This window comes from Bradyrhizobium sp. U531, assembly GCF_051710265.1.
Lineage (GTDB): Bacteria > Pseudomonadota > Alphaproteobacteria > Rhizobiales > Xanthobacteraceae > Bradyrhizobium.
Genome location: NZ_JASVEN010000004.1, coordinates 356168 through 376731, shown reverse-complemented (window position 1 = coordinate 376731; position 20564 = coordinate 356168). Strand labels below are relative to the sequence as shown.

The window sequence follows — 20564 nt, the reverse complement described above, 5'->3', positions numbered from 1 at the left end:
GGGCTTTTCCTTGAAGGCCCCGGCCAAATCGTATTGAATTGCGACCGCGTCGCCAAAAACGATCAATTCAAGAAAAGGGACGCACACACACCAAGAAAATAGGGAGATAGGAATGCCCGCTGTCACCGGCAAGCTTGCGGCCGCGTCACTGGCGCTCGCGCTCATTGCGGCCACGACCTCCACTGCGTCGGCCCAGAAGAAATACGATACCGGCGCGACCGATACCGAGATCAAGATCGGCAACATCATGCCCTACAGCGGACCGGCCTCCGCCTACGGCATCATCGGGCGGACCGAGGCCGCCTATTTCAAGAAGATCAACGACGAAGGCGGCATCAACGGCCGCAAGATCAATTTCATCTCCTACGACGACGGCTACTCGCCGCCGAAGACCGTCGAGCAAGCGCGCAAGCTGGTCGAAAGCGACGAGGTGCTGTTCATCTTCAACTCGCTCGGCACGCCGCCGAACTCGGCGATTCACAAATACATGAATTCCAAGAAGGTGCCGCAGCTGTTCGTCGCCACCGGCGCCACCAAGTGGAACGATGCAAAAGACTTCCCATGGACCATGGGCTGGCAGCCCAACTATCAGAGCGAGACGCAGATCTATGCGAAGTGGCTCCTGAAGAACAAGCCGGACGCCAAGATCGCCGTGCTGTTTCAGAACGACGATTACGGCAAGGATTACCTGAAGGGGCTGAAGGACGGCCTCGGCACCAAGGCCGCCTCGATGATCGTCATGGAGGAGAGCTATGAGACCTCCGAGCCGACCATCGACAATCACATCGTCAAGCTGAAGTCGACCGGCGCCGACGTCTTCATGAACATCACGACGCCGAAATTCGCGGCGCAGGCGATCAAGAAGAACGCCGAGATCGGCTGGAAGCCGCTGCACTTCCTCAACAACGTCTCGGCCTCGGTCGGCAGCGTGCTCAAGCCCGCGGGCTTCGAGAACGCCCAGGAGATCATTTCCGCCGACTATCTCAAGGACGTCTCCGATCCCGAGTGGAACAACGACCCCGGCATGAAAGACTTCCTGGCCTTCATGACCAAGTACTTCCCGGAGGGCGACAAGCTCGACCACGGCACCATCGTCGGCTATGGCGTGGCGCAGACCCTCGTCCAGGTGCTCAAGCAGTGCGGCGACGATCTCACCCGCGCGAACATCATGAAGCAGGCGGCCAGTCTCAAGGACTACCGCACCGAAGTGCTGCTGCCGGGCATCCAGATCAATACTTCCGCAACCGACTTTGCACCCATCAGCCAGCTCCGGCTCGAGAGGTTCAAGGGCGAGAAGTGGGAGCTGTTCGGCGACGTGATCAGCGCCGACGTCGGCGGCTAGCTGCCTGACGATTTGACGACGAAAGCCCCCTGCGAGACCGTCGCGGGGGGCTTTTGCTTGCGCTCCGATTATGATCACGCGATTGCACAATCGAATGATGGCAAAGCCGGCTTACGCTTTGCTGCCCGATGCGCTAGGCAGGGGAACGGCGGCATCTGCCGCCACTCCGTTCCGTCTGCCGAAGGCCATCGTCATGACCGACCGACGTCCCCTGCTCCGCGCGCTCTACGACGCCGCCGTCGCCGCTGCGCATCCCAATGTGGTGCTGGCGCCGCACTTGCGGCCCGCCCCCAGAGGCCGCGTGATCTGCCTTGCCGCCGGCAAAGGCGCGGGCGCCATGGCCGCGGCGGCCGAGCGGCATTATCTCGATACGCTGGGACTGGCGCCGGAGCGTCTGGTCGGCATCGCCACCACGCGCCACGGCTACGGCGTGCCGACGCGCCGCATCCGCGTGGTCGAGGCGGGCCATCCCGTCCCCGACGAGGCCGGCCTGAAGGGCGCGGCCGACACGCTCGCACTCGCAGCCGAAGCCGGGCCGGATGATCTGCTGCTGGTGCTGCTCACCGGCGGCGGCTCGGCCAACTGGATCGCGCCGGCGGACGGCATCAGCTTCGCGCAGAAGCAGGCGGTCAACAAGGCGCTGCTGCGCTCGGGCGCGCCGATCGGCGAGATGAATGTCGTGCGCAAGCACCTCTCGCGCATCAAGGGCGGACGCCTTGCGCGCGCCGGCAAGAATGCCGCCGAGATCGTCACGCTCGCGATCTCCGACGTGCCGCATGACGATCCCTCCGCGATCGCCTCCGGTCCCACCGTGCCCGATCCGACCACGCTCGCCGATGCCCGCGCGATCGTCGCGAAGTACAAGCTCGACGTCGACGATGCCGTGCGGCGCGCGCTCGAGGATCCCCGCAACGAAAGCTGCAAACCCGACGATGCCGCCTTCGCGCGCGCGCATTTCGAATTGATCGCGCGGCCCAAGCAGTCGCTCGATGCCGCCGTGAAGCTCGCCAAGGAATCCGGCTACGAGACGATCGATCTCGGCGCCGATCTCGAGGGCGAAGCGCGCGAGGTCGCCGCCGCTCACGCCAGGCTGGCGCTGGATGCACGTGCGCAGGGCAAGCGCCTCGCGATCCTCTCCGGCGGCGAGCTCACGGTCACCGTGCGCGGCAATGGGCGCGGCGGACCGAACCAGGAATACGCGCTGGCGCTGGCGTCATTGCTCAAGGACACGCCTGATATCGCGGCGCTGGCGGGCGACACCGACGGCGCCGACGGCGGCGCCGGCCACCCCACCGATCCCGCAGGCGCGCTAATCGACGCAGCGACCTTCGCGAAGATGAAGGCGCAGGGACTGCAGCCGCAGGCCTATCTCGACAACAACGACGCGACCAGCTTCTTCGAGGCGACGGGGGATCTGCTGCAGCCCGGCCCGACGCTGACCAACGTCAACGATATCCGGGTGATCCTGGTGGATTGAGGCCCGGACGTCTCCTCCGTCATGGCCGGGCACGACGACGGATATAGAGAGCAGCTCCACTGATGCCGTCATTCCCCGCGAAGGCGGGGAATCCAGTACGCCGCGGCTTCTCGGCTAAATCACGACTGCCGCGGAGTACTGGATCGCCCGCCTTCGCGGGCGATGACAGCGGGGTTTGCGGATAGCGCCTGCCACAAAGCGGCTTGCTTCGCGGCCCGGCGGCGATCCCGTCAAAACTCGTTGGCGATCTTCGAGAGCATCTCGATCAGCGCTTCGCGGTTGGCCTGCCCCAGCAGCTCATTCAGCCGCGACTCGTGCTTGCTTGCGACCAGCTTCTTGGCCCGCGACAGCACGGCCTTGCCCTTGTCGGTCAGGACCAGGATGTGCGAGCGGCGGTCGTTGGTGGAGCGGATCCGCGCGCACAGGTCGCGGCTTTCCAGATTGTCGAGCATCGCCACGAAGTTCGGCCTGAGGATGCCGAGGGTGGAGGCGATCTCGGTCTGGTTACGGCCCGGATTCTTCTCGACCAGCAGCAGCACGGAGAACTGCGCCGGGGTGAGCTGCAGCGAGGCCATGCAGCGCAGGAAGTTCTCGAACACCTTGAGCTGCGCCCGCTTCAGGACGTAGCCGAGCTGCTCGGACAGCTCGCCGAGCTGGAGCGCTTCGGCGTGAACCTGTCCTTGCGGCTCCGCCGCGTCCTTGCGGCCTTTGGCCGGGTCAGTCGATTTTTCAGAAGACTTTTCAGCGGTTTTGGAAACGGTCATCGCCTCGTGCTCGTAATCCCGCTAAATTCGGGACGGGTCGTCCGTTACCCTTGATGTTATATTTGATAATTGTTATGGACCATATCAAATATCGACAGCGTTTTTCAATGGCTGTGAACGGACCGTCCACCGCAATCGAGGGACCGGTCCTTAGATCTTGAGGGGGGCGTCCGGTCTTGAATACCACCATCATGCTGTTCCTGCTGCAGGACGGCATCACCAATGGCGCGATCTATGCGCTGCTCGGTCTGGCGCTGGTGCTGGTGTTCGCCGTCACCCGCGTGATCCTCATCCCCCAGGGCGAATTCGTCACCTACGGCGCGCTGACCTATGCCTCGCTGGCCGCGGGCCAGATGCCGGGCACGGCCAAGCTGGCGCTCGCGCTCGGCATCGGCGCCTTTGCCTTCGACCTGTTCGTGGCGCGCAAGGCGCTGCACGGGCGCCTGGTCCTTCGCAGCCTCGTCACCAACGTCGTGCTGCCGGCCATCGTGCTGGCGCTGACCGTTTACTTCGCCGCCCAGAAGCCGCCGGTGGCGGTCTCGATCGCGCTGTCGCTGGTGATCGTCGCCATGATCGGCCTCTATCTCTACCGCGTCGCGTTCCAGCCGCTGGCGCACACCTCCGTGCTGGTGCTGCTGATCGCCTCCGTCGGCGTGCACCTCGCGCTGCAGGGCCTCGGCCTGTTGTTCTTCGGCGCCGAGGGCCAGCGCGGACCCGCCGTGCTGTCCGGCGCCTTCACCGCCGGCGCGCTGCGCTTCACCGGCCAGAGCATCACGGTCTACGCCATCACCGTCGCCTTCATCGTCGGGCTCTGGCTGTTCTTCGGCCTGACGCTCTACGGCAAGGCGCTGCGCGCGACCGCGGTGAACCGGCTGGGCGCTCGGCTCGTCGGCATCCGCACCACGCTGTCGGGGCAGATCGCCTTCCTGCTGGCTTCCGTCATCGGCGCGCTGTCGGGCATCATGATCGTGCCGATCACGACGCTCTATTACGACTCGGGCTTCCTGATCGGCCTGAAGGGCTTTGTCGCCGCGATCATCGGCGGCCTCGTCAGCTATCCCCTCACCGCCGTCGCGGCGCTGGTGGTCGGCATCGTCGAGGCGTTCTCGTCCTTCTATGCCTCCAACTACAAGGAGGTGATCGTTTTCATGCTGCTGATTCCCGTGCTGCTGCTGCGCTCGCTCGCCGCGCCTGCCGTCGAAGAAGAGAAGGACTGAGGGCGATGCAGAGCCGGCTTCCCATCATCGTCTTTGCGCTCGTCATGGCGGCGATCCCGTTTGTGCCGGGCATGCCGCCGTTCTGGATCGTGCTGCTGGACAATATCGGCCTCGCCGCCCTGGTCGCGATGGGCCTCGTGCTGCTGACCGGCGTCGGTGGCCTCACCTCGTTCGGGCAGGCCGCCTTCGTCGGCTTCGGCGCCTACACCACGGCGGTGCTGACGACGTCCTACGGATTGTCGCCCTGGCTGACGCTGCCGCTGTCGCTGGTGGTCAGCGGATCGCTGGCAGTCTTGCTCGGCCTGATCACCGTCCGCCTCTCCGGCCACTATCTGCCGCTCGGCACGCTCGCCTGGGGGCTGGGGCTATTCTACCTGTTCAGCAAGCTCGAGTTCCTCGGCCGCAACGACGGTATCTCGGCGATCCCGCCGCTATCGATCGGCACGTTCAAGATGCTCTCGCCCGGCTCGATCTATTACGCGATCTGGGTCGCCGTGATCCTCTCGGCCCTGCTGACGATGAACCTGCTGGACTCCCGCACCGGCCGCGCCATCCGCGCGCTGCGCCGCGGGCACGTCGCCGCCGAAGCCTTTGGCGTGCACACGCCGCGCGCAAAACTCCTGGTGTTCATCCATGCCGCGGTACTCGCCGGCCTTTCGGGCTGGCTCTACGCGCATCTGCAGCGCGCGGTGAACCCGACGCCGTTCGGTGCGCAGGCCGGCATCGAATTTCTCTTCATCGCCGTGGTCGGCGGCGCCGGCTACGTCTGGGGCGGCGTGCTGGGCGCTGCGATCGTCGTGGTGCTGAAAGAGGTGCTGCAGAGCTATCTGCCGCTGATCCTGCCCGGCTCCGGCCAGGTCGAGACCATCGTGTTCGGCATCATGCTGGTGGCGCTGCTGCAGCTTGCACCCGGCGGGCTCTGGCCCTGGCTGATCTCGTTCCTGCCGGAACGCACCGGCGGCAGCAAGCCCGATACCTCGCTGAAGCTCGAGCAGCGCACCCGCTCGCCCGGCGAGAGCAGCATCCTGCTACAGGTCGACAAAGCGCGAAAGCAGTTCGGCGGCGTGGTCGCGGTCAACAACGTCTCGTTCGACGTCCAGGCCCGCGAGATCGTCGCGCTGATCGGCCCGAACGGCGCCGGCAAGAGCACCACCTTCAACCTGATCACCGGCGTGCTGTCGGCGACGTCAGGCTCGATCTCGGTGCTGGGCAAGAAGGTCGACAACGCGCCGCCGCAAGAGATCGTCAAGCTCGGCATCTCCAGGACCTTCCAGCACGTCAAGCTCGTCCCTGACATGACCGTGCTGGAGAACGTCGCGATCGGCGCGCATCTGCGCGGCCATTCCGGTCCCCTGTCCTCGATGCTGCGGCTCGATCGCGCCGATGAGGCGAAGCTGCTCGCGGAGGCCGCGCGCCAAATCGAGCGCGTCGGGCTTGCCGAGCAGATGCATCAGCTCGCCGGCAGCCTGTCGCTCGGACAGCAGCGCATCGTCGAGATCGCCCGTGCGCTCTGCGTGGACCCGATGCTGCTGCTGCTCGACGAGCCGGCCGCCGGCCTCCGCCACATGGAGAAGCAGCGGCTCGCCACCTTGCTGCGCGAGCTGCGCGACGGCGGCATGTCCGTCCTTTTGGTCGAGCACGACATGGGCTTCGTCATGAACCTCGCCGACCGCATCGTGGTGCTGGATTTCGGCACCAAGATCGCGGAAGGCACGCCCGCGACGATCAAGACCAACCCCGAAGTGATCAAGGCCTATCTCGGAGTGGCGGCATGAGCGCGCTGTTGTCCGTCACCGACGCCCACGTCGCATATGGCAAGGTCGAGGCCGTGCGCTCGGTCTCGCTCGAGGTCGGTGCGAACCAGATCGTCACCATCGTCGGCGCCAACGGCGCCGGCAAGACCACGCTGCTCTCGGCCATCATGGGCATCCTGCCGCTGAAGGGCCGCGTTACATTTGCGGGGCAGGATCTGGCGCGCCTCGATATCGAGGACCGCGTCGCGATGGGGCTCGGCCTCGTCCCCGAGCACCGCGAATTGTTCGTGACCATGAATGTCGAGGATAATCTCGAGCTCGGCGCCTTCCGTATCGAGCGGAGCCGGGCCAGGTCTTCGATCGAGCGCGTCTATACGCTGTTTCCACGGCTGAAAGAGCGACGCAAGCAGCTCGCCGGTACGCTCTCCGGCGGCGAGCAGCAGATGCTGGCGATGGGCCGCGCGCTGATGGGCGAGCCGAAGCTGCTGATGCTGGACGAGCCGAGCCTCGGCCTTGCCCCCATCATCGTCGCCGACATCTTCCGTATCGTCACGGAGCTGCGCGCCAGCGGCGTCTCCGTGCTGCTGGTCGAGCAGAACGCGCAGGCCGCGCTGAAGATCGCCGACCAGGCCTATGTGATGGAGCTCGGCGAGTTCGTGCTGAGCGGCAAGGCCAGCGACATCGCAGCGAACGAGCGAGTGGCGGCGAGCTATCTCGGCTTCCAGCACGAAGGCGCCAGCGCGATCTGATTCGCGGCTGGCTCCTCTTCCCTTCTCCCCCTGTGGGAGAAGGTGGCGCGAAGCGCCGGATGAGGGGTTTCTATCCGCACGAAGAGTACTCTTCGTGGAGAGAGACCCCTCACCCGTCTCGCCGCTACGCGGCGAGCCACCCTCTCCCACAAGGGGAGAGGGAACACCGCGCACGCCGTTTCAGCTTTCGTTGGAAGATAAGTCCGCCTTCTCCCCCTTCAACGCCGCGACCTCCGCTTCCAGCTCTGCGATCCTGGCATCCCTTGCCGCCAGCGCGGCTGCAACATCACTCGCGTCGAACTTCTGCGGGATGTGCTGCGGGCAGTTGGTGTCCCAGGCCGCGATCTTGAACAGGATCACCTGCTCCGGCCTTGCGCGATATCCCTTCGGCATCAGCGAGGTCGTCAGCGCTTCGTCGTCCTCGACGATTCGCGCCTCGCCCCAGATCTTCACGCGGCGGCGGTGGGCGTAGTCCATCACGAAGATATAGGCCTTGGCGTTCTCCGAGAGATTGCCCTGGGTAATGAACTGCTGGTTGCCGGCATAGTCGGCAAAGGCCAGCGTCTGCTTGTCCAGCACCTTCAGGAAGCCCTTCGGGCCGCCGCGATGCTGGATATAGGGCTGGCCGTCGGCCGAGGCGGTGGAGAAATAGAAGCTGTTGGCGTCGGCGAGGAAGGCTTCGAGGTTCTCATCGACCTCTGTGCGCCAGCCGCGCTGCTCGACGCGGCCATAGGCCTCGCGCGAGCCCTTGCGCGCCTGGATCGCCTTCACCGCGGGGGTGAAAGCCACGTCGCTGGCATAGGTTTGAACTGCGGTCATCGGAACATCTCCTGAAAATTCCGGCGCATCGCTGCGTCTTTCGGGACTCAAGATGGACCTTTCTGCCGTTAAAACAATCACGCCGCTTGACACTTCATCATTGCAATATATGCAATAATGCCATGGACCGTCTGGATGCCATGCACGTCTTCGTCACCGTCGCCGATCTGCGCGGCTTTGCCCCCGCGGCGCGCAAGCTGCGACTGTCGCCCTCCGCGGTGACGCGGATGATCGCCGCGCTGGAGGAGCATCTCGGCGCCCGGCTGCTGCAGCGGACGACGCGGCAGGTGCGGTTGACCGATGTGGGCACCCGCTATCTGGAACGCGCCCGGCGGATCCTCGCCGATGTCGAGGAGGCCGACGGCTCCGCCCGCGAGGAGCGCAACCGGCCGAGCGGGCGCCTCGTGGTGTCGGCGCCGGTCGGGTTCGGCCGGCTGCATGTCGGATCCGTCATGACCGCCTATCTCAAGCGCTATCCCGAGGTCACCGCCGACCTCAGGCTATCGGACCACCTCGTCAACCTCGTGGAAGACGCCGTCGATGCGGCGGTCCGGATCGGTCACCTCGCCGATTCCTCGCTGGTCGCGCGCCAGGTCGGCGAGATGCGGCGGATCACGGTCGCGACGCCGGGCTATCTCAGGCGTCACGGCGAGCCGAAGACGCCGCAGGACTTGCTCGCGCACCAGACCATCGCGTTCGGCCCGTCCGCCCATTGGCAGTTCGTCCAGGACGGCCGCGACATCGAGGTGACGACGGCTCCGCGCTTCTCCAGCAACAGCGCCGACGCCGCCCTGCAATACGCCGAGGCCGGCGGCGGCGTGACACGTGTGCTGGCCTATCAGGCCGCCGAGGGGCTGAAGCGCGGACGGCTCAGAATCGTGCTGGCGAAATACGAGCAGCCGGCCCTACCGATCCACATCGTCTATCCGACCTCCCGCCTGCTCTCGGCCAAGGTGCGCGCTTTCATCGATCTCGTGGTGGAGACGGCGGAGTGGAGGTTTGGGTGAGGCGCGTGTCCCGGACGCATCGCAGCACGCAGTGATGCGATGCAGAGCCGGGACCCAGAAAGCCAGAGGGCAAGCTGCGGATGGATGGGCCCCGGCTCTGCGGAGCGGCACTTCGCGCCGCACCGCGTCCGGGGCACGAGAGCATCACCCTTTCTTCGGCACCACGCGGAATGTGCCGCTCGCCCGCGCGATGGCGACGTCGTCGGCTTTCACCAGGCACTGCGCGAAGCAGATCGTCTTGCCGGTCTTGATCACGTCGCTCTCGATCGCGCACCATTGGCCGATCTCGGCGGAGCCGGCGAAATCCACCGTGAGCGAGACCGTCACGAACGACGTGGTCCAGCCCGTCGCCTGCGCGCAGCTATAGCCCATGGCATTGTCGGCGAGCGCCGCGATGAGACCACCATGGATCAGGCCGCGGCCATTGGTGTGCGGCTTGGCCAGCCGCAGGCCGATGATCACGGCCTTGTCGGTCTTCTTCGCGTAGAGCGGCTCCCAGGGCTCGGTGAGAGGACTCTTGCGGAACAGCGGCTCGAAGCCGTCGGGGATGTCGGTGCCGGTCATGATGATCTCGCGTTGCCGTGTCGGGCGCATTGAACGCGATGTGGACGACAGTTTCACCGCCTACAAAGTTTTAAACGGGATTTGCGTGGGTGTTTGAAATGGTCGGTGCCGTCGCCACACCACAGCTGTCATCACCCGCGAAGGCGGGTGATCCAGTATCCAGAGACGGCCGTGATTGAATCGAGCGGCCGCGGTGTACTGGATGCCCCGCCTGCGCGGAGCATGACAGTCTTGGTCAAAACGGCAGCGCCGCCTAGAACGGCAGCCCCACGTAATTCTCCGACAATGACGTCATCGCGGCCTGCGACTGCGTGACGTAGTCGAGCTCGGCGAGCTGGATGCGCGCGCCGATGGTGCCGGTGTCCGGGAATTTGTGCAGCATCGAGGTCATCCACCAGGAGAAGCGCACGGCTTTCCAGACGCGCGCAAGCGCCGTGGCGGAATAGGCGTCGAGGCCGGCGCTGGATTTCTCGTCGTAGAATTCGCGCAAGGCGCTCGACAGATAATGCGCATCGCTGGCCGCGAGGTTGAGGCCCTTGGCGCCGGTCGGCGGCACGATGTGGGCGGCGTCGCCGCACAGGAACAGCTTGCCGAAGCGCATCGGCTCGGCGACGAAGCTGCGCAGCGGCGCGATGCTCTTCTCGATCGACGGGCCGGTGACGAGGCTGTCGGCCGCCTCCTGGTCGAGCCGGCTCTTCAGCTCGTCCCAGAAGCGGTCGTCCGGCCACTGGTCGACATGGTCGTCGAGCGAGCACTGCACGTAATACCGGCTGCGCTTCATCGAGCGCATGGTGCAAAGCGCAAAGCCGCGGGCATGGTTGGAATAGATCAGCTCGTGGCTGACCGGCGGCGTCTCCGAGAGGATGCCGAGCCAGCCGAACGGATAGACGCGCTCGAACTCTGCGATCGCCGATGCCGGGACGCTGGCGCGGCTGACACCGTGGAATCCGTCGCAGCCGGCGATGAAGTCGCAGTCGAGCGTATGGGTGACGCCGTCCTTGACCCAGGTTACGCGGGGGTGACCACCGTCGAAATCGTGCGGCTGCACGTCCCTGGCCTCGTAGATCGAGACGAGACCGGTCGCCTTCCGCGCATTCATCAAATCGAGGGTGACCTCGGTCTGGCCGTAGATCATGACCGTCTTGCCGGTCGCAGCCTTCATGTCGATGCGATGACGGCGGCCGGAAAAGGCAAGCTCGATGCCCTCATGCACCAGGCCTTCTTCATGCGCCCGGGTCGCTGCGCCGATCTGGTCGAGCAGCGCGACGGTTCCCTCCTCCAGAAGGCCGGCGCGGATGCGGCCGAGCACGTAATCCGGGCTCTGCCGCTCCAGAATCACGTTGTCGATGCCGTAGGCATGCAGCAGTTGCCCAAGCAACAATCCGGCCGGTCCGGCCCCGATGATTGCGACTTTTGTCCGCAATACTTGCTCCTCCCGATCCTGTAGGCTTTCGTCGCGGCCCGCTTGTCGCGTCATGTCGCGCAGGATAATTATACCATATAACGGTTGGGCAAAAGGGGAGCGGGGGCTGCCGCAAGCGGCGGAAAATCCAATGCGACAGGGCTGACGGCCTGGGATGCGATAGGGCTTCGCGCCAGTTCCGGCTTGAACACGTCGGCCATTTAGATAACATGTTAATTAAAGAGACCGGGCCATCGAAGCCCGCCGTCGACAACAGGGAGAGACGTGTGATGAGGAAAGCCTGTCTGGCTTTGCTACTGGCAGCAAGCGTGACGCCTGCGTTTGCGCAGGACAAGACCTTCGACCTGAAGATCTCGCACTGGGTGCCGGCCTCGCATCCGCTGCAGAAGTCGCTGGAGGACTGGGCGGCCGCGGTCGAAAAGGATTCCGGCGGCACCATCAAGGGCAAGGTGTTTCCGGCCCAGCAGCTCGGCAAGGCCTTCGACCATTACGACATGGCGCGCGACGGCATCGCCGACGTTACCTACGTCAATCCCGGCTACCAGCCCGGCCGCTTCCCGATCATCGGCGCCGGCGAATTGCCGTTCCTGATCTCCGACGCCAAGGGCGGCTCGATGGGGCTGGACGCCTGGTATCGCAAATATGCCGAGAAGGAGATGAAGGACGTCAAATACTGCCTCGCCTTCGTCCACTCGCCCTCCTCGTTCCATTCCAAGACCAAGAAGATCGTGATGCCCGAAGACGTGAAGGGCATGAAGATCCGCCCGGCTCACGCCACCATGGCGAACTTCGTGACCTCGCTCGGCGGCACCAATGTGCAGTCTTCCGCTCCTGAAGTGCGCGACATCATCGAGCGCGGCGTCGCCGACGGCGTCACCTTCCCCTGGGGCTCGCTGGTGCTGTTCGGCATCGACAAGGTGACCAAGTACGACATGGAGGCGCCGCTCTACACCACGACCTTCGTGTTCGTGATCAACAAGGACAAGTACAATGCGATGTCCGACAAGCAGAAGGCCGCGATCGACAAGAACTGCTCGATCGAGATGGCGGGCGTCGTCGGCGAGCACTGGGGCAAGTTCGAGGACGCCGGCATCGACAAGGTGAAGGCGGAATCCGGCCACGAGGTCTACAAGCTGACGGCGGAGCAGACCGCCGCCTGGAAGAAGGCCGCCGAGCCGCTCGTGAAGACCTGGAGCGAGGGCGCCAAGAAGGCCGGCGCCGATCCCGATGCCGCGCTGACCGAGCTCAAGGCTTCGCTGAAGAAGTACAACGCGCTGGCGGAGTGACGCCGCGGCGCGATCGGTCTCTCCTCCCCCTCTCCCCGTCCTTGCGGGGAGAGGGTTGGGGTGAGGGGCTGCTTCCGCAACGATGGTGACAGATGGACTCGCGGAGAGTCCCCCTCACCCGCATCGCATCTCCGATGCGATGCGGCCTCTCCCCGCACGCGGGGAGAGGCGAGGAGCCGCCGCCGGAGTCGAGATCGAACGATGACAGCACAAGATGTGACATCTCCCATGAAGCGCTCCTGGATGGACCGCATCATCGACACCATCGAATGGATCGCGGCCGGCTTCGTCGGCATCGTCGCGCTCGACATCTTCCTGTCGGTGCTGCTGCGCAACACGCTGAACTATTCGATCCCCGACAGCTTCGACATCGGCCGCATGCTGCTCGGCATCCTGATTTTCTGGGGCATCGCCGCGACCTCCTATCGCGGCACCCACATCACGGTGGACCTCGTCTGGGGCAATGTCGGGCCGCGCCATCAGCGCTGGATCGACGTGTTCGCGACCCTGGTGCTGCTGTTCGTGGTGACGGTGCAGACCTGGACCTTGTTCGACAAGGTGCGCGGCACCTACAACGACAACGTCCAGACCTTCGACATGCACATGCCGACCTGGCCGTTCTTCGCGATCGCCTGGATCGGCGACGCAGCCGCCGTGCTGCTGATCGCGATCCGCACCTACCGGCTGATCTTCCATCCTGAAGAGATGCACGACCCCAAATTGAAGGCGACGGAGTAATCATGAGCACCGATGCCGTCGCCTTAATCGGCTTCGTTTCCTTATTTCTTCTGATGCTGCTCCGCGTGCCCGTCGGCATGGCCATGGGCCTCGTCGGCGTCTCCGGCTTCGCCTATCTCGTCAACGGCAATGCGGCGCTGAAGCTGGTCGGCCAGACCTCGATGCGGACGGTCACCGATTACACCTTCGGCGTCATCCCGATGTTCCTGCTGATGGGCTCGTTCGTGTCCAATTCCGGCATGAGCCGCGAGCTGTTCCGCGCCGCCAACGGTTTCGTCGGCCATTTGCGCGGCGGACTCGGCATCGCCACCGTCGGCGCCTGTGGCGGCTTTGCCGCGATCTGCGGCTCGTCGGTCGCGACCGCCGCGACCTTCTCCGCCGTCGCCTATCCCGAGATGCGCCGATTCGGCTATCCGCAATCCTTCGCCACCGGCGTGATCGCGGCCGGCGGCACGCTGGGCGCGATGCTGCCGCCCTCCACCGTGCTCGCGGTCTACGGCATCATCACCGAGCAGGACATCGGCAAGCTCTTCATCGCCGGCATCATCCCGGGCCTGCTGGCGATGAGCATGTACATGATCACGATCTTCCTGATCGGCTATTTCCGGCCCGACTTCCTGCCCAAGGGCAAGGTGACGCCGTGGCGCGAGCGCTTCGCCGGCCTGAAGGAGATCTGGGCGCCGGTGCTGCTGTTCGTGTTCGTGATCGGCGGCCTCTATGGCCTTCCCTTCCTGCCGCGTTTCACGCCGACCGAGGCCGGCGGCGTCGGCGCCGCGGGCGCCTTCATCATCGGCGTCGTTACCGGCCGGCTCGACCGCGAGAAGATCCTGGCCTCGCTGCTGCAGGCGACGCGCACGGCGGCGGCCGTCTTCACCGTGCTGATCGGCGCGCTGATCTTCGGCTATTTCCTCACGGTGACGCAGACCCCGCAGAAGGTGACGGAGTTCCTCACCGGCCTCGGCCTTGGACCCTACGGCGTGCTGGCGCTGATCATGGTGATGTATCTGGTGCTCGGCTGCCTGATGGACGCCATGGCGATGATCATCCTCACCGTGCCGATCATCTTCCCGGTGATCATGCATCTCGGCTTCGATCCGATCTGGTTCGGCGTCATCATCGTGATGACCGTCGAGCTCGGCCTGATCCACCCGCCGGTCGGCATGAACGTCTTTGTCATCAAGAGCGTGGTGAAGGACGTCTCCTTCTCCACGATCTTCAAGGGCGTGATCCCGTTCGTGGTCACGGACCTGATCCGCCTCGTCATCCTGATCGCTTTCCCGCTGCTGGCGACCTGGCTGCCGACGCGGATGATGGCGAATTGAGAGGTGAAGCGATTGAATGCCGCGCGGCGCAGCGGCTTCCCCTCTCCCCTTGTGGGAGAGGGTGGCTCGCCGCGATAGCGGCGAGACGGGTGAGGGGTCTCTCTCCGCGCGCACCAGCGTTTGCGGAAGCAACCCCTCATCCGGCGCTTCGCGCCACCTTCTCCCACAAGGGGAGAAGGAGAGGGCAGCAACGTTGGCGCGATATTTGAGAGGTGACCAATGACCACACCGGCGCTCGAAACCAAATACGTCTTCACCATCACCGCTCGCATCGGCGACGTCGTCACCGCCGGCGAGACCGGGATCGGCGTTCGCCGCATCATCCCGATCCTCGGCGGCGACGTGGCGGGGGCGATATCGGGCAAGGTGCTGCCGTTCGGCGCCGACTTCCAGACCATCCGCCCCAACGAGCTGATCGATCTCGAAGCCAAATACGCCTTCGAGACCGACGACGGCGCGGTCGTCTATGTCGAGAACAAGGGCATGCGCTTCGGCCCGGTCGAGCTGTTGCAGAAGCTCAAGCGCGGCGAGCCGGTCGATCCCAAGCTGATCTATTTCCGCACCGTGCCGAAGTTCGAGACCGGGCATGAGAAGTATCGCTGGCTGATGGAGCACATCTTCGTCGGCTCGGCGGCGCGGCACGCCGATCGCGTGGTGATCGACGTGCACCAGGTGGTGTGACCGCACACGCCGCCGTCGTCCCCGCGAACGCGGGGACCCATACCGCGTGATCTCTCGATGGTGCGCGGCAGACGTGCCGACCACCAGTCTTCGCCAAACCACTTCCTGGGGTTATGGGTCCCTGCGTTCGCGGGGACGACACCGACTTTGGAGGTCGCTTCCCGCCCACCTAACCGGCGCCTACAACGTCCATCTCCACCTTGACTCCCGCAGAATTCGTTATACAACATAACTATTCTGATAAGGACGCAAATGACACAGGGAAACGCCGATACCGCGAACGCGGGTGCCTCCGGGCTGCTCCGGATCGAGAGGGCGGACCGGGTTCTGACCGTGGGTCTGAACCGACCGGCCAAGCGCAATGCGCTGAACGACGGCATCATCCTGGAAATCGGCGAGTGTTTTGCGTCCCTGCCCGAGGACATCGGTGCGGTCGTCATCCACGGCATCGGCGATCATTTCTCCTCGGGCCTCGATCTCTCCGAACTGACCGAGCATGACGCGACCGGCGGCCTGCTCCATTCGCAGATGTGGCACCGGGTGTTCGACCGCATCCAGTACAGCCGCGTACCCGTGATCGCAGCGCTCAGGGGCGCGGTGATCGGCGGCGGGCTCGAGCTTGCCTGCTCGGCGCATATCCGCGTTGCCGAACCCACGACCTATTTCGCGCTGCCGGAGGGACAACGCGGCATCTTCGTCGGCGGCGGCGGCTCGGTGCGGCTGCCGCGGCTGATCGGCGTCGCCAGGATGATGGACATGATGCTGACGGGCCGCGTCTACAGCGCGACCGAAGGCGCCTCCTACGGCTTCGCGCAATATGTCACGGAAGCCGGCAACGCGCTCGGCAAGGCGATGGAGCTCGCGACCAAGGTCGCCGCCAACGCGCCGCTGACCAATTTCGCCGTGCTCCAGGCTCTGCCGATGATCGCGGAAGCCAATCCGCAGACCGGCCTTCTGATGGAGTCGCTGATGGCGACGGTCGCGCAGAGCGACAAGGAAGCCAAGCGCAGGATCCGCGAATTCCTCGAGCACAAGACCGCAAAGGTAAAGCCGAAATCATGAGCGCGCAGCCGTCCTCTTCCAGCATGGAGCGCGGCGCGAGCACTTTCCCGCTGCGGCCCATTTCGTTCGGCGATCCCGCCGTCAACATCGAGCGGCGCGACGACGGCACGATCTACCTGCGGCCGAAGCAGCCGCTCGGCGATTATCCCGTCCGCCTCACCGACCGCCTGCATCACTGGGCCAGCACCACGCCGGACCGCGTCTTCATGGCCGAGCGCGAAGGCGGCCGTGGCTGGCGCAAGATCACCTATGCCGAGCTGCTGATCGCGAGCCGGCACATCGCATCCGGCCTGATCGCCCGCGGCCTGTCGGCGGAGCGGCCGGTCGTCATCCTCTCCGGCAATTCGATCGACCACGCGCTGCTCGCATTCGGCGCGTTCTATGCCGGCATTCCGTTCTGCCCGGTGTCGCCGGCCTATTCGCTGGTGTCCAAGGACTACGGCAAGCTGTCCTATCTGATGAAGCTGCTGACTCCCGGCCTCGTCTTCGCCGAGGATGCCGACAGGTTCGCGGACGCGCTTTCCGCCAACGTCTCGCTCGGCACCGAGATCGCAGCTTCCTACGGCCACGTCGCCGGGCGCGACGTCACCCTGCTCGCCGACCTCATGGCAACGCCTGTTCGCAGCGATCTCGACGAGGTCCACGGCAGGATCGGCCCCGACACGATCGCGAAATTCCTGCTGACCTCGGGCTCGACCGGCAATCCCAAGGCCGTCATCAACACCCAGCGCATGATCTGCGCCAACCAGGTGATGCTGCGCGAGACGCTCGCCTTCCTGAAGGACGAGCCGCCGGTCATCATCGACTGGCTGCCGTGGAATCACACCTTCGGCGGCAACCACAATATCGGGCTGACGCTCTACAATGGCGGCTCGATGTATCTGGACGCCGGCAAGCCGATGCCCGGCGGCATCGAGGAGACCGTGCGCAACCTCCAGGAAATCTCGCCGACGGTCTATTTCAACGTGCCGAAGGGCTATGAATCGCTGCTGCCCTATTTGCGCGAGGACCAGGGCCTGCGCGCAAAATTCTTCGACCGGCTCCATGCGATGTTCTTCTCGGGCGCGGCGCTCTCGCCGTTCATCTGGGACAGCCTCGACGAGCTCGCGGTGAAGGAAAAGGGTTATCGCGTGCCGATGCTGACCGGGCTCGGCGCCACCGAGACCGCGCCGTTCTTCATGTCGGTCAATCCGCGCACCAGCCGCTCCGGCCATGTCGGCCTTCCCGTCTCCGGCAACGACGCCAAGCTGGTGCCGAACAACGGCAAGCTGGAGGTGCGCGCCAAGGGGCCGAACGTGATGCCCGGCTACTGGCGCCAGCCCGAGATCAGCGCGAAATCCTTCGACGAGGAAGGATTCTACAAGATGGGCGACGCGCTGAAGCCGTCCGATCCCGACGACTTCAATGCCGGCTTCGATTTCGACGGCCGTGTCGGTGAAGACTTCAAGCTCGCCAGCGGCACCTGGGTCAGCGTCGGCCCATTGCGCGCGCGCCTGACCGCGGCCTGCGCCCCGCTGGTGCGCGATGTCGTCATCGCCGGCATCAACCGCGACGAGGTCTCCGCGCTGGTCGTGCTCGACCTCGACGGCTGCCGGTTGATCAACCCGACGCTGCCGACCGACGATCTCGTCGTCGCGACGCGCGACCGGCTGGTGCGCGAGGCCTTCCGCGAGCGCCTGACGCGCTTCCTTTCCACCGCCACCGGCTCGTCGACGCGGATCACGCGCGCGATCCTGATGGACACGCCACTCTCGATCGACAAGGGCGAGGTCACCGACAAGGGCTCGATCAATCAGCGCGCCGTGCTGGAGCACCGCCTTGAGCTGATCGAGGAGCTCTACGCTGCCAATCCATCCAACCGTGTGATATCGGTCGGATAAGAAATCACCGTATCAGGAGAACGCCATGTTGTTGAAGGATCAGGCAGCCATCGTCACCGGCGGCGCATCGGGACTGGGCGCTGCCACCGCGCGAAAGCTGGCGGCGCAGGGCGCCAAGGTCGCCGTCTGCGACCTCAATACCAAGCTCGCCGAGACGGTCGCCGCCGAGATCAAGGGCGTGGCCGTGACCTGCGACGTCTCCGATGCCGCCTCCGCCGAAGCTGCGGTCGCGCAGGCTGCGAAGGCTCACGGCCCGGCGCGCGTGCTGGTCAATTGCGCCGGCATCGGCGTTGCCAAGCGCGTGGTCGGCCGCGACGGCCCGATGGCGCTCGCCGATTTCGACAAGGTGATCAAGGTCAATCTGATCGGCACCTTCAACATGCTGCGCCTTGCCGCGACCGAGATGTCCAAGCTGGAGCCGCAGGCGACCGGCGAGCGCGGCGTCATCATCAACACCGCTTCCGTCGCGGCTTATGACGGCCAGATCGGCCAGTCGGCCTATTCGGCCTCCAAGGGCGGCATCGTCGGCATGACGCTGCCGATCGCGCGCGAGCTGGCGCAGTTCGGCGTCCGCGTGCTGACGATTGCGCCCGGCCTGTTCCTGACGCCGCTGCTGGCCAACCTGCCGCAGGAAGCGCAGGACTCGCTCGCCGCAGCGATCCCCTTCCCGCGCCGGCTCGGCCAGGCCGACGAGTTCGCCGCGCTCGCGCTGCACATGGTCGAGAATTCGTACCTGAACGGCGAAGTGGTGCGCCTCGACGGCTCGCTGCGCATGGCGCCCAAGTAATCCCATAGAGCAAGGCGCGACCCATGTTCGTGAACCGGCGCGAGGTCCAGATCCAGTGGGGCGACTGCGACCCCGCCAACATCGTCTACTATCCGCGCTATTTCGCGATGTTCGACGATTCGACCTCGACCCTGTTCGAGGTTGCCGGCTTCTCCAAGCAGGATCTGGTCCGCAAATACGGCCTGGTGGGCATCCCCATGGTCGATACGCGGTCCAAATTCTACATCCCCTCGACCTATGGCGACTGGATCACCATCGAAACGAAGATCGAGAGCATCAAGCGCTCGAGCTTCGAGGTGAAGCACAACGTCTACAAGGGCGAGGCGCTGGCGATCGAGGGGTTCGAGACCCGCGTCCTGGTCGGTCGCGATCCCGTTAACCCCGACAAGCTGAAATCGGCACCATTCCCGGCGGAAATGGTAGCCAAATTCACAGGAAGCTAAGGACCGAAGCTAAATCGCCGCATCACCAAAAGAGGGGGCTGAATTACCCCCCGATTTCTGCTTTCAAAGAAAACACGTAAGGGAGGAAACAATGAAACGCTTTTATCTGACCGCCGCCATCACCGCGGCGGCGCTTGCCCTGCCGGCCCTGCCGGCGCTGGCCCAGACCGCCGAAGTCACCATCGGCATCACCACCACCACGACCGGCCCCGGCGCGGCGCTTGGCATTCCCGAGCGCAACGCGCTGGAATTCGTGCCGAAGGAAATCGGCGGCGTGCCGCTGAAGGTGATCGTGCTCGACGACGGCGGCGATCCCACCACCGCGACCACCAACGCTCGCCGCTTCGTGACCGAATCCAAAGCCGACATCATCATGGGCTCGGCGCTGACGCCGCCCACGATCGCGGTCTCCAACGTCGCCAACGAAGCCGGCATTCCGCATTTCGGCCTCGCGCCCTTCCCGATCACGCCCGAGCGCATGAAGTGGTCGGTGGCGATGCCGCAGCCGATCCCGATCGTCGGCAAGGTGCTGTACGACCACATGAAGGCCAAGGGCGTGAAGACGCTCGGCTATATCGGGTACTCCGATTCCTACGGCGACCTCTGGTTCAACGACCTCAAGGCCCAGGCCGTGCCGATGGGCATGACCATCGTCGACGAGGAGCGCTTCGCCCGTCCCGATACCTCGGTGACAGGCCAGGTGCTGAAGCTCGTTGCCGCCAATCCCGACGCGATCCTGGTCGGCGCCTCCGGCACCGCCGCGGCGCTGCCGCAGACCGAGCTGCGCGAGCGCGGTTACAAGGGCCTGATCTACCAGACCCACGGCGCCGCCAGCATGGACTTCATCCGCATCGCCGGCAAAGCGGCGGAAGGCGTGCTAATGGCCTCAGGCCCGGTGATGGACCCGGAGGATCAGCCGGACAGCGCGCTGACCAAGAAGCCGGGCCTCGCGCTCAACGCGGCCTATGAGGCCAAGTACGGCCCCAACAGCCGCAGCCAGTTCGCCGGCCATTCCTACGATGCGTTCGAGCTCCTCAAGCGCATCATTCCCGCGGCGCTGAAGACCGCCAAGCCCGGCACGCCGGAATTCCGTGAAGCCATCCGCCAGGCGCTGCTGTCGGAGAAGGACCTCGCGGCCAGCCAGGGCGTCTACAACTTCACCGAAAAGGACCGCTACGGCGTCGACGAACGCGCCCGCATCCTGCTGACGGTGAAGGATGGCAAATACTTGCTGGTGAAGTAAGCGCAG

General features: G+C 65.1%; 19 protein-coding genes. 15 read left to right on the top strand and 4 right to left on the bottom strand.

Annotated features, from left to right (window positions below; all coding sequences use genetic code 11):
• Window positions 1–112: 112 nt before the first annotated feature.
• A complete protein-coding gene (locus QRQ56_RS21325; protein WP_438742840.1) occupies window positions 113–1342 on the top strand; it encodes an ABC transporter substrate-binding protein in 1230 nt (409 codons plus the stop codon).
• Window positions 1343–1535: 193 nt separating this feature from the next.
• Window positions 1536–2819: a glycerate kinase type-2 family protein gene (locus tag QRQ56_RS21320; protein WP_438742839.1), complete on the top strand. Its 1284-nt coding sequence runs from the start codon at window positions 1536–1538 to the stop codon at window positions 2817–2819.
• A gap of 230 nt (window positions 2820–3049) precedes the next feature.
• Here the strand turns inward: QRQ56_RS21320 and QRQ56_RS21315 are convergent, their stop codons facing one another.
• Complete coding sequence (locus tag QRQ56_RS21315; protein ID WP_438742838.1) at window positions 3050–3583, bottom strand: MarR family winged helix-turn-helix transcriptional regulator; 534 nt, start codon at window positions 3581–3583, stop codon at window positions 3050–3052.
• A 176-nt stretch (window positions 3584–3759) separates the two neighbouring features.
• On the opposite strand from QRQ56_RS21315, the gene QRQ56_RS21310 reads away from it, so the two are divergent.
• From QRQ56_RS21310 to QRQ56_RS21300, 3 genes are read left to right on the top strand one after another with little or no spacing between them, the layout of a single operon-like run.
• Window positions 3760–4800 (top strand): branched-chain amino acid ABC transporter permease, encoded by a 1041-nt coding sequence (locus QRQ56_RS21310; protein ID WP_438742837.1) that lies wholly within the window; start codon window positions 3760–3762, stop codon window positions 4798–4800.
• A 5-nt stretch (window positions 4801–4805) separates the two neighbouring features.
• Window positions 4806–6575, top strand: a complete 1770-nt coding sequence (locus QRQ56_RS21305) for a branched-chain amino acid ABC transporter ATP-binding protein/permease (protein ID WP_438742836.1) — start codon at window positions 4806–4808, stop codon at window positions 6573–6575.
• Complete coding sequence (locus QRQ56_RS21300; RefSeq protein ID WP_438742835.1) at window positions 6572–7303, top strand: ABC transporter ATP-binding protein; 732 nt, start codon at window positions 6572–6574, stop codon at window positions 7301–7303. The genes QRQ56_RS21305 and QRQ56_RS21300 overlap by 4 nt, the downstream gene beginning before the upstream one ends.
• A gap of 180 nt (window positions 7304–7483) precedes the next feature.
• Here the strand turns inward: QRQ56_RS21300 and QRQ56_RS21295 are convergent, their stop codons facing one another.
• Window positions 7484–8122, bottom strand: a complete 639-nt coding sequence (locus tag QRQ56_RS21295) for a pyridoxamine 5'-phosphate oxidase family protein (RefSeq protein ID WP_438742834.1) — start codon at window positions 8120–8122, stop codon at window positions 7484–7486.
• Window positions 8123–8244: 122 nt separating this feature from the next.
• Between QRQ56_RS21295 and QRQ56_RS21290 the strand changes: the two genes are divergently transcribed.
• Window positions 8245–9129, top strand: a complete 885-nt coding sequence (locus QRQ56_RS21290) for a LysR family transcriptional regulator (protein ID WP_438742833.1) — start codon at window positions 8245–8247, stop codon at window positions 9127–9129.
• Between the two features lie 144 nt (window positions 9130–9273).
• On the opposite strand, the gene QRQ56_RS21285 is transcribed toward QRQ56_RS21290, so the two are convergent.
• Window positions 9274–9693, bottom strand: coding sequence for a PaaI family thioesterase (locus QRQ56_RS21285; protein ID WP_438742832.1), 420 nt, complete (start codon window positions 9691–9693; stop codon window positions 9274–9276).
• A gap of 253 nt (window positions 9694–9946) precedes the next feature.
• Window positions 9947–11116, bottom strand: a complete 1170-nt coding sequence (gene pobA, locus QRQ56_RS21280) for a 4-hydroxybenzoate 3-monooxygenase (protein ID WP_438742831.1) — start codon at window positions 11114–11116, stop codon at window positions 9947–9949.
• A 269-nt stretch (window positions 11117–11385) separates the two neighbouring features.
• Here pobA and QRQ56_RS21275 point away from each other — a divergent pair, with 269 nt between their 5' ends.
• The 9 genes from QRQ56_RS21275 to QRQ56_RS21235 all read left to right on the top strand — a co-directional run bounded on the left by QRQ56_RS21275 (window position 11386) and on the right by QRQ56_RS21235 (window position 20558).
• The gene (locus QRQ56_RS21275; protein WP_438742830.1) at window positions 11386–12402 is read left to right on the top strand and encodes a TRAP transporter substrate-binding protein; all 1017 of its coding nucleotides are present in this window, start codon (window positions 11386–11388) and stop codon (window positions 12400–12402) included.
• 228 nt (window positions 12403–12630) lie between these two features.
• Window positions 12631–13140, top strand: a complete 510-nt coding sequence (locus QRQ56_RS21270; protein WP_438743018.1) for a TRAP transporter small permease — start codon at window positions 12631–12633, stop codon at window positions 13138–13140.
• 2 nt (window positions 13141–13142) lie between these two features.
• Window positions 13143–14462: a TRAP transporter large permease gene (locus tag QRQ56_RS21265; RefSeq protein ID WP_438742829.1), complete on the top strand. Its 1320-nt coding sequence runs from the start codon at window positions 13143–13145 to the stop codon at window positions 14460–14462.
• A 219-nt stretch (window positions 14463–14681) separates the two neighbouring features.
• A complete protein-coding gene (locus QRQ56_RS21260) occupies window positions 14682–15143 on the top strand; it encodes a DUF3237 domain-containing protein (protein ID WP_438742828.1) in 462 nt (153 codons plus the stop codon).
• Window positions 15144–15395: 252 nt separating this feature from the next.
• Entirely contained in the window at window positions 15396–16205 is an 810-nt protein-coding gene (locus tag QRQ56_RS21255) for a crotonase/enoyl-CoA hydratase family protein (RefSeq protein ID WP_438742827.1), read from the top strand.
• Window positions 16202–18085, top strand: a complete 1884-nt coding sequence (locus tag QRQ56_RS21250) for a feruloyl-CoA synthase (protein ID WP_438742826.1) — start codon at window positions 16202–16204, stop codon at window positions 18083–18085. The genes QRQ56_RS21255 and QRQ56_RS21250 overlap by 4 nt, the downstream gene beginning before the upstream one ends.
• Before the next feature lie 25 nt (window positions 18086–18110).
• Window positions 18111–18872, top strand: coding sequence for an SDR family NAD(P)-dependent oxidoreductase (locus tag QRQ56_RS21245; protein WP_438742825.1), 762 nt, complete (start codon window positions 18111–18113; stop codon window positions 18870–18872).
• 23 nt (window positions 18873–18895) lie between these two features.
• Window positions 18896–19315, top strand: a complete 420-nt coding sequence (locus QRQ56_RS21240; protein ID WP_094976668.1) for an acyl-CoA thioesterase — start codon at window positions 18896–18898, stop codon at window positions 19313–19315.
• Window positions 19316–19406: 91 nt separating this feature from the next.
• Window positions 19407–20558: an ABC transporter substrate-binding protein gene (locus QRQ56_RS21235; RefSeq protein ID WP_438742824.1), complete on the top strand. Its 1152-nt coding sequence runs from the start codon at window positions 19407–19409 to the stop codon at window positions 20556–20558.
• Window positions 20559–20564 lie beyond the last annotated feature (6 nt).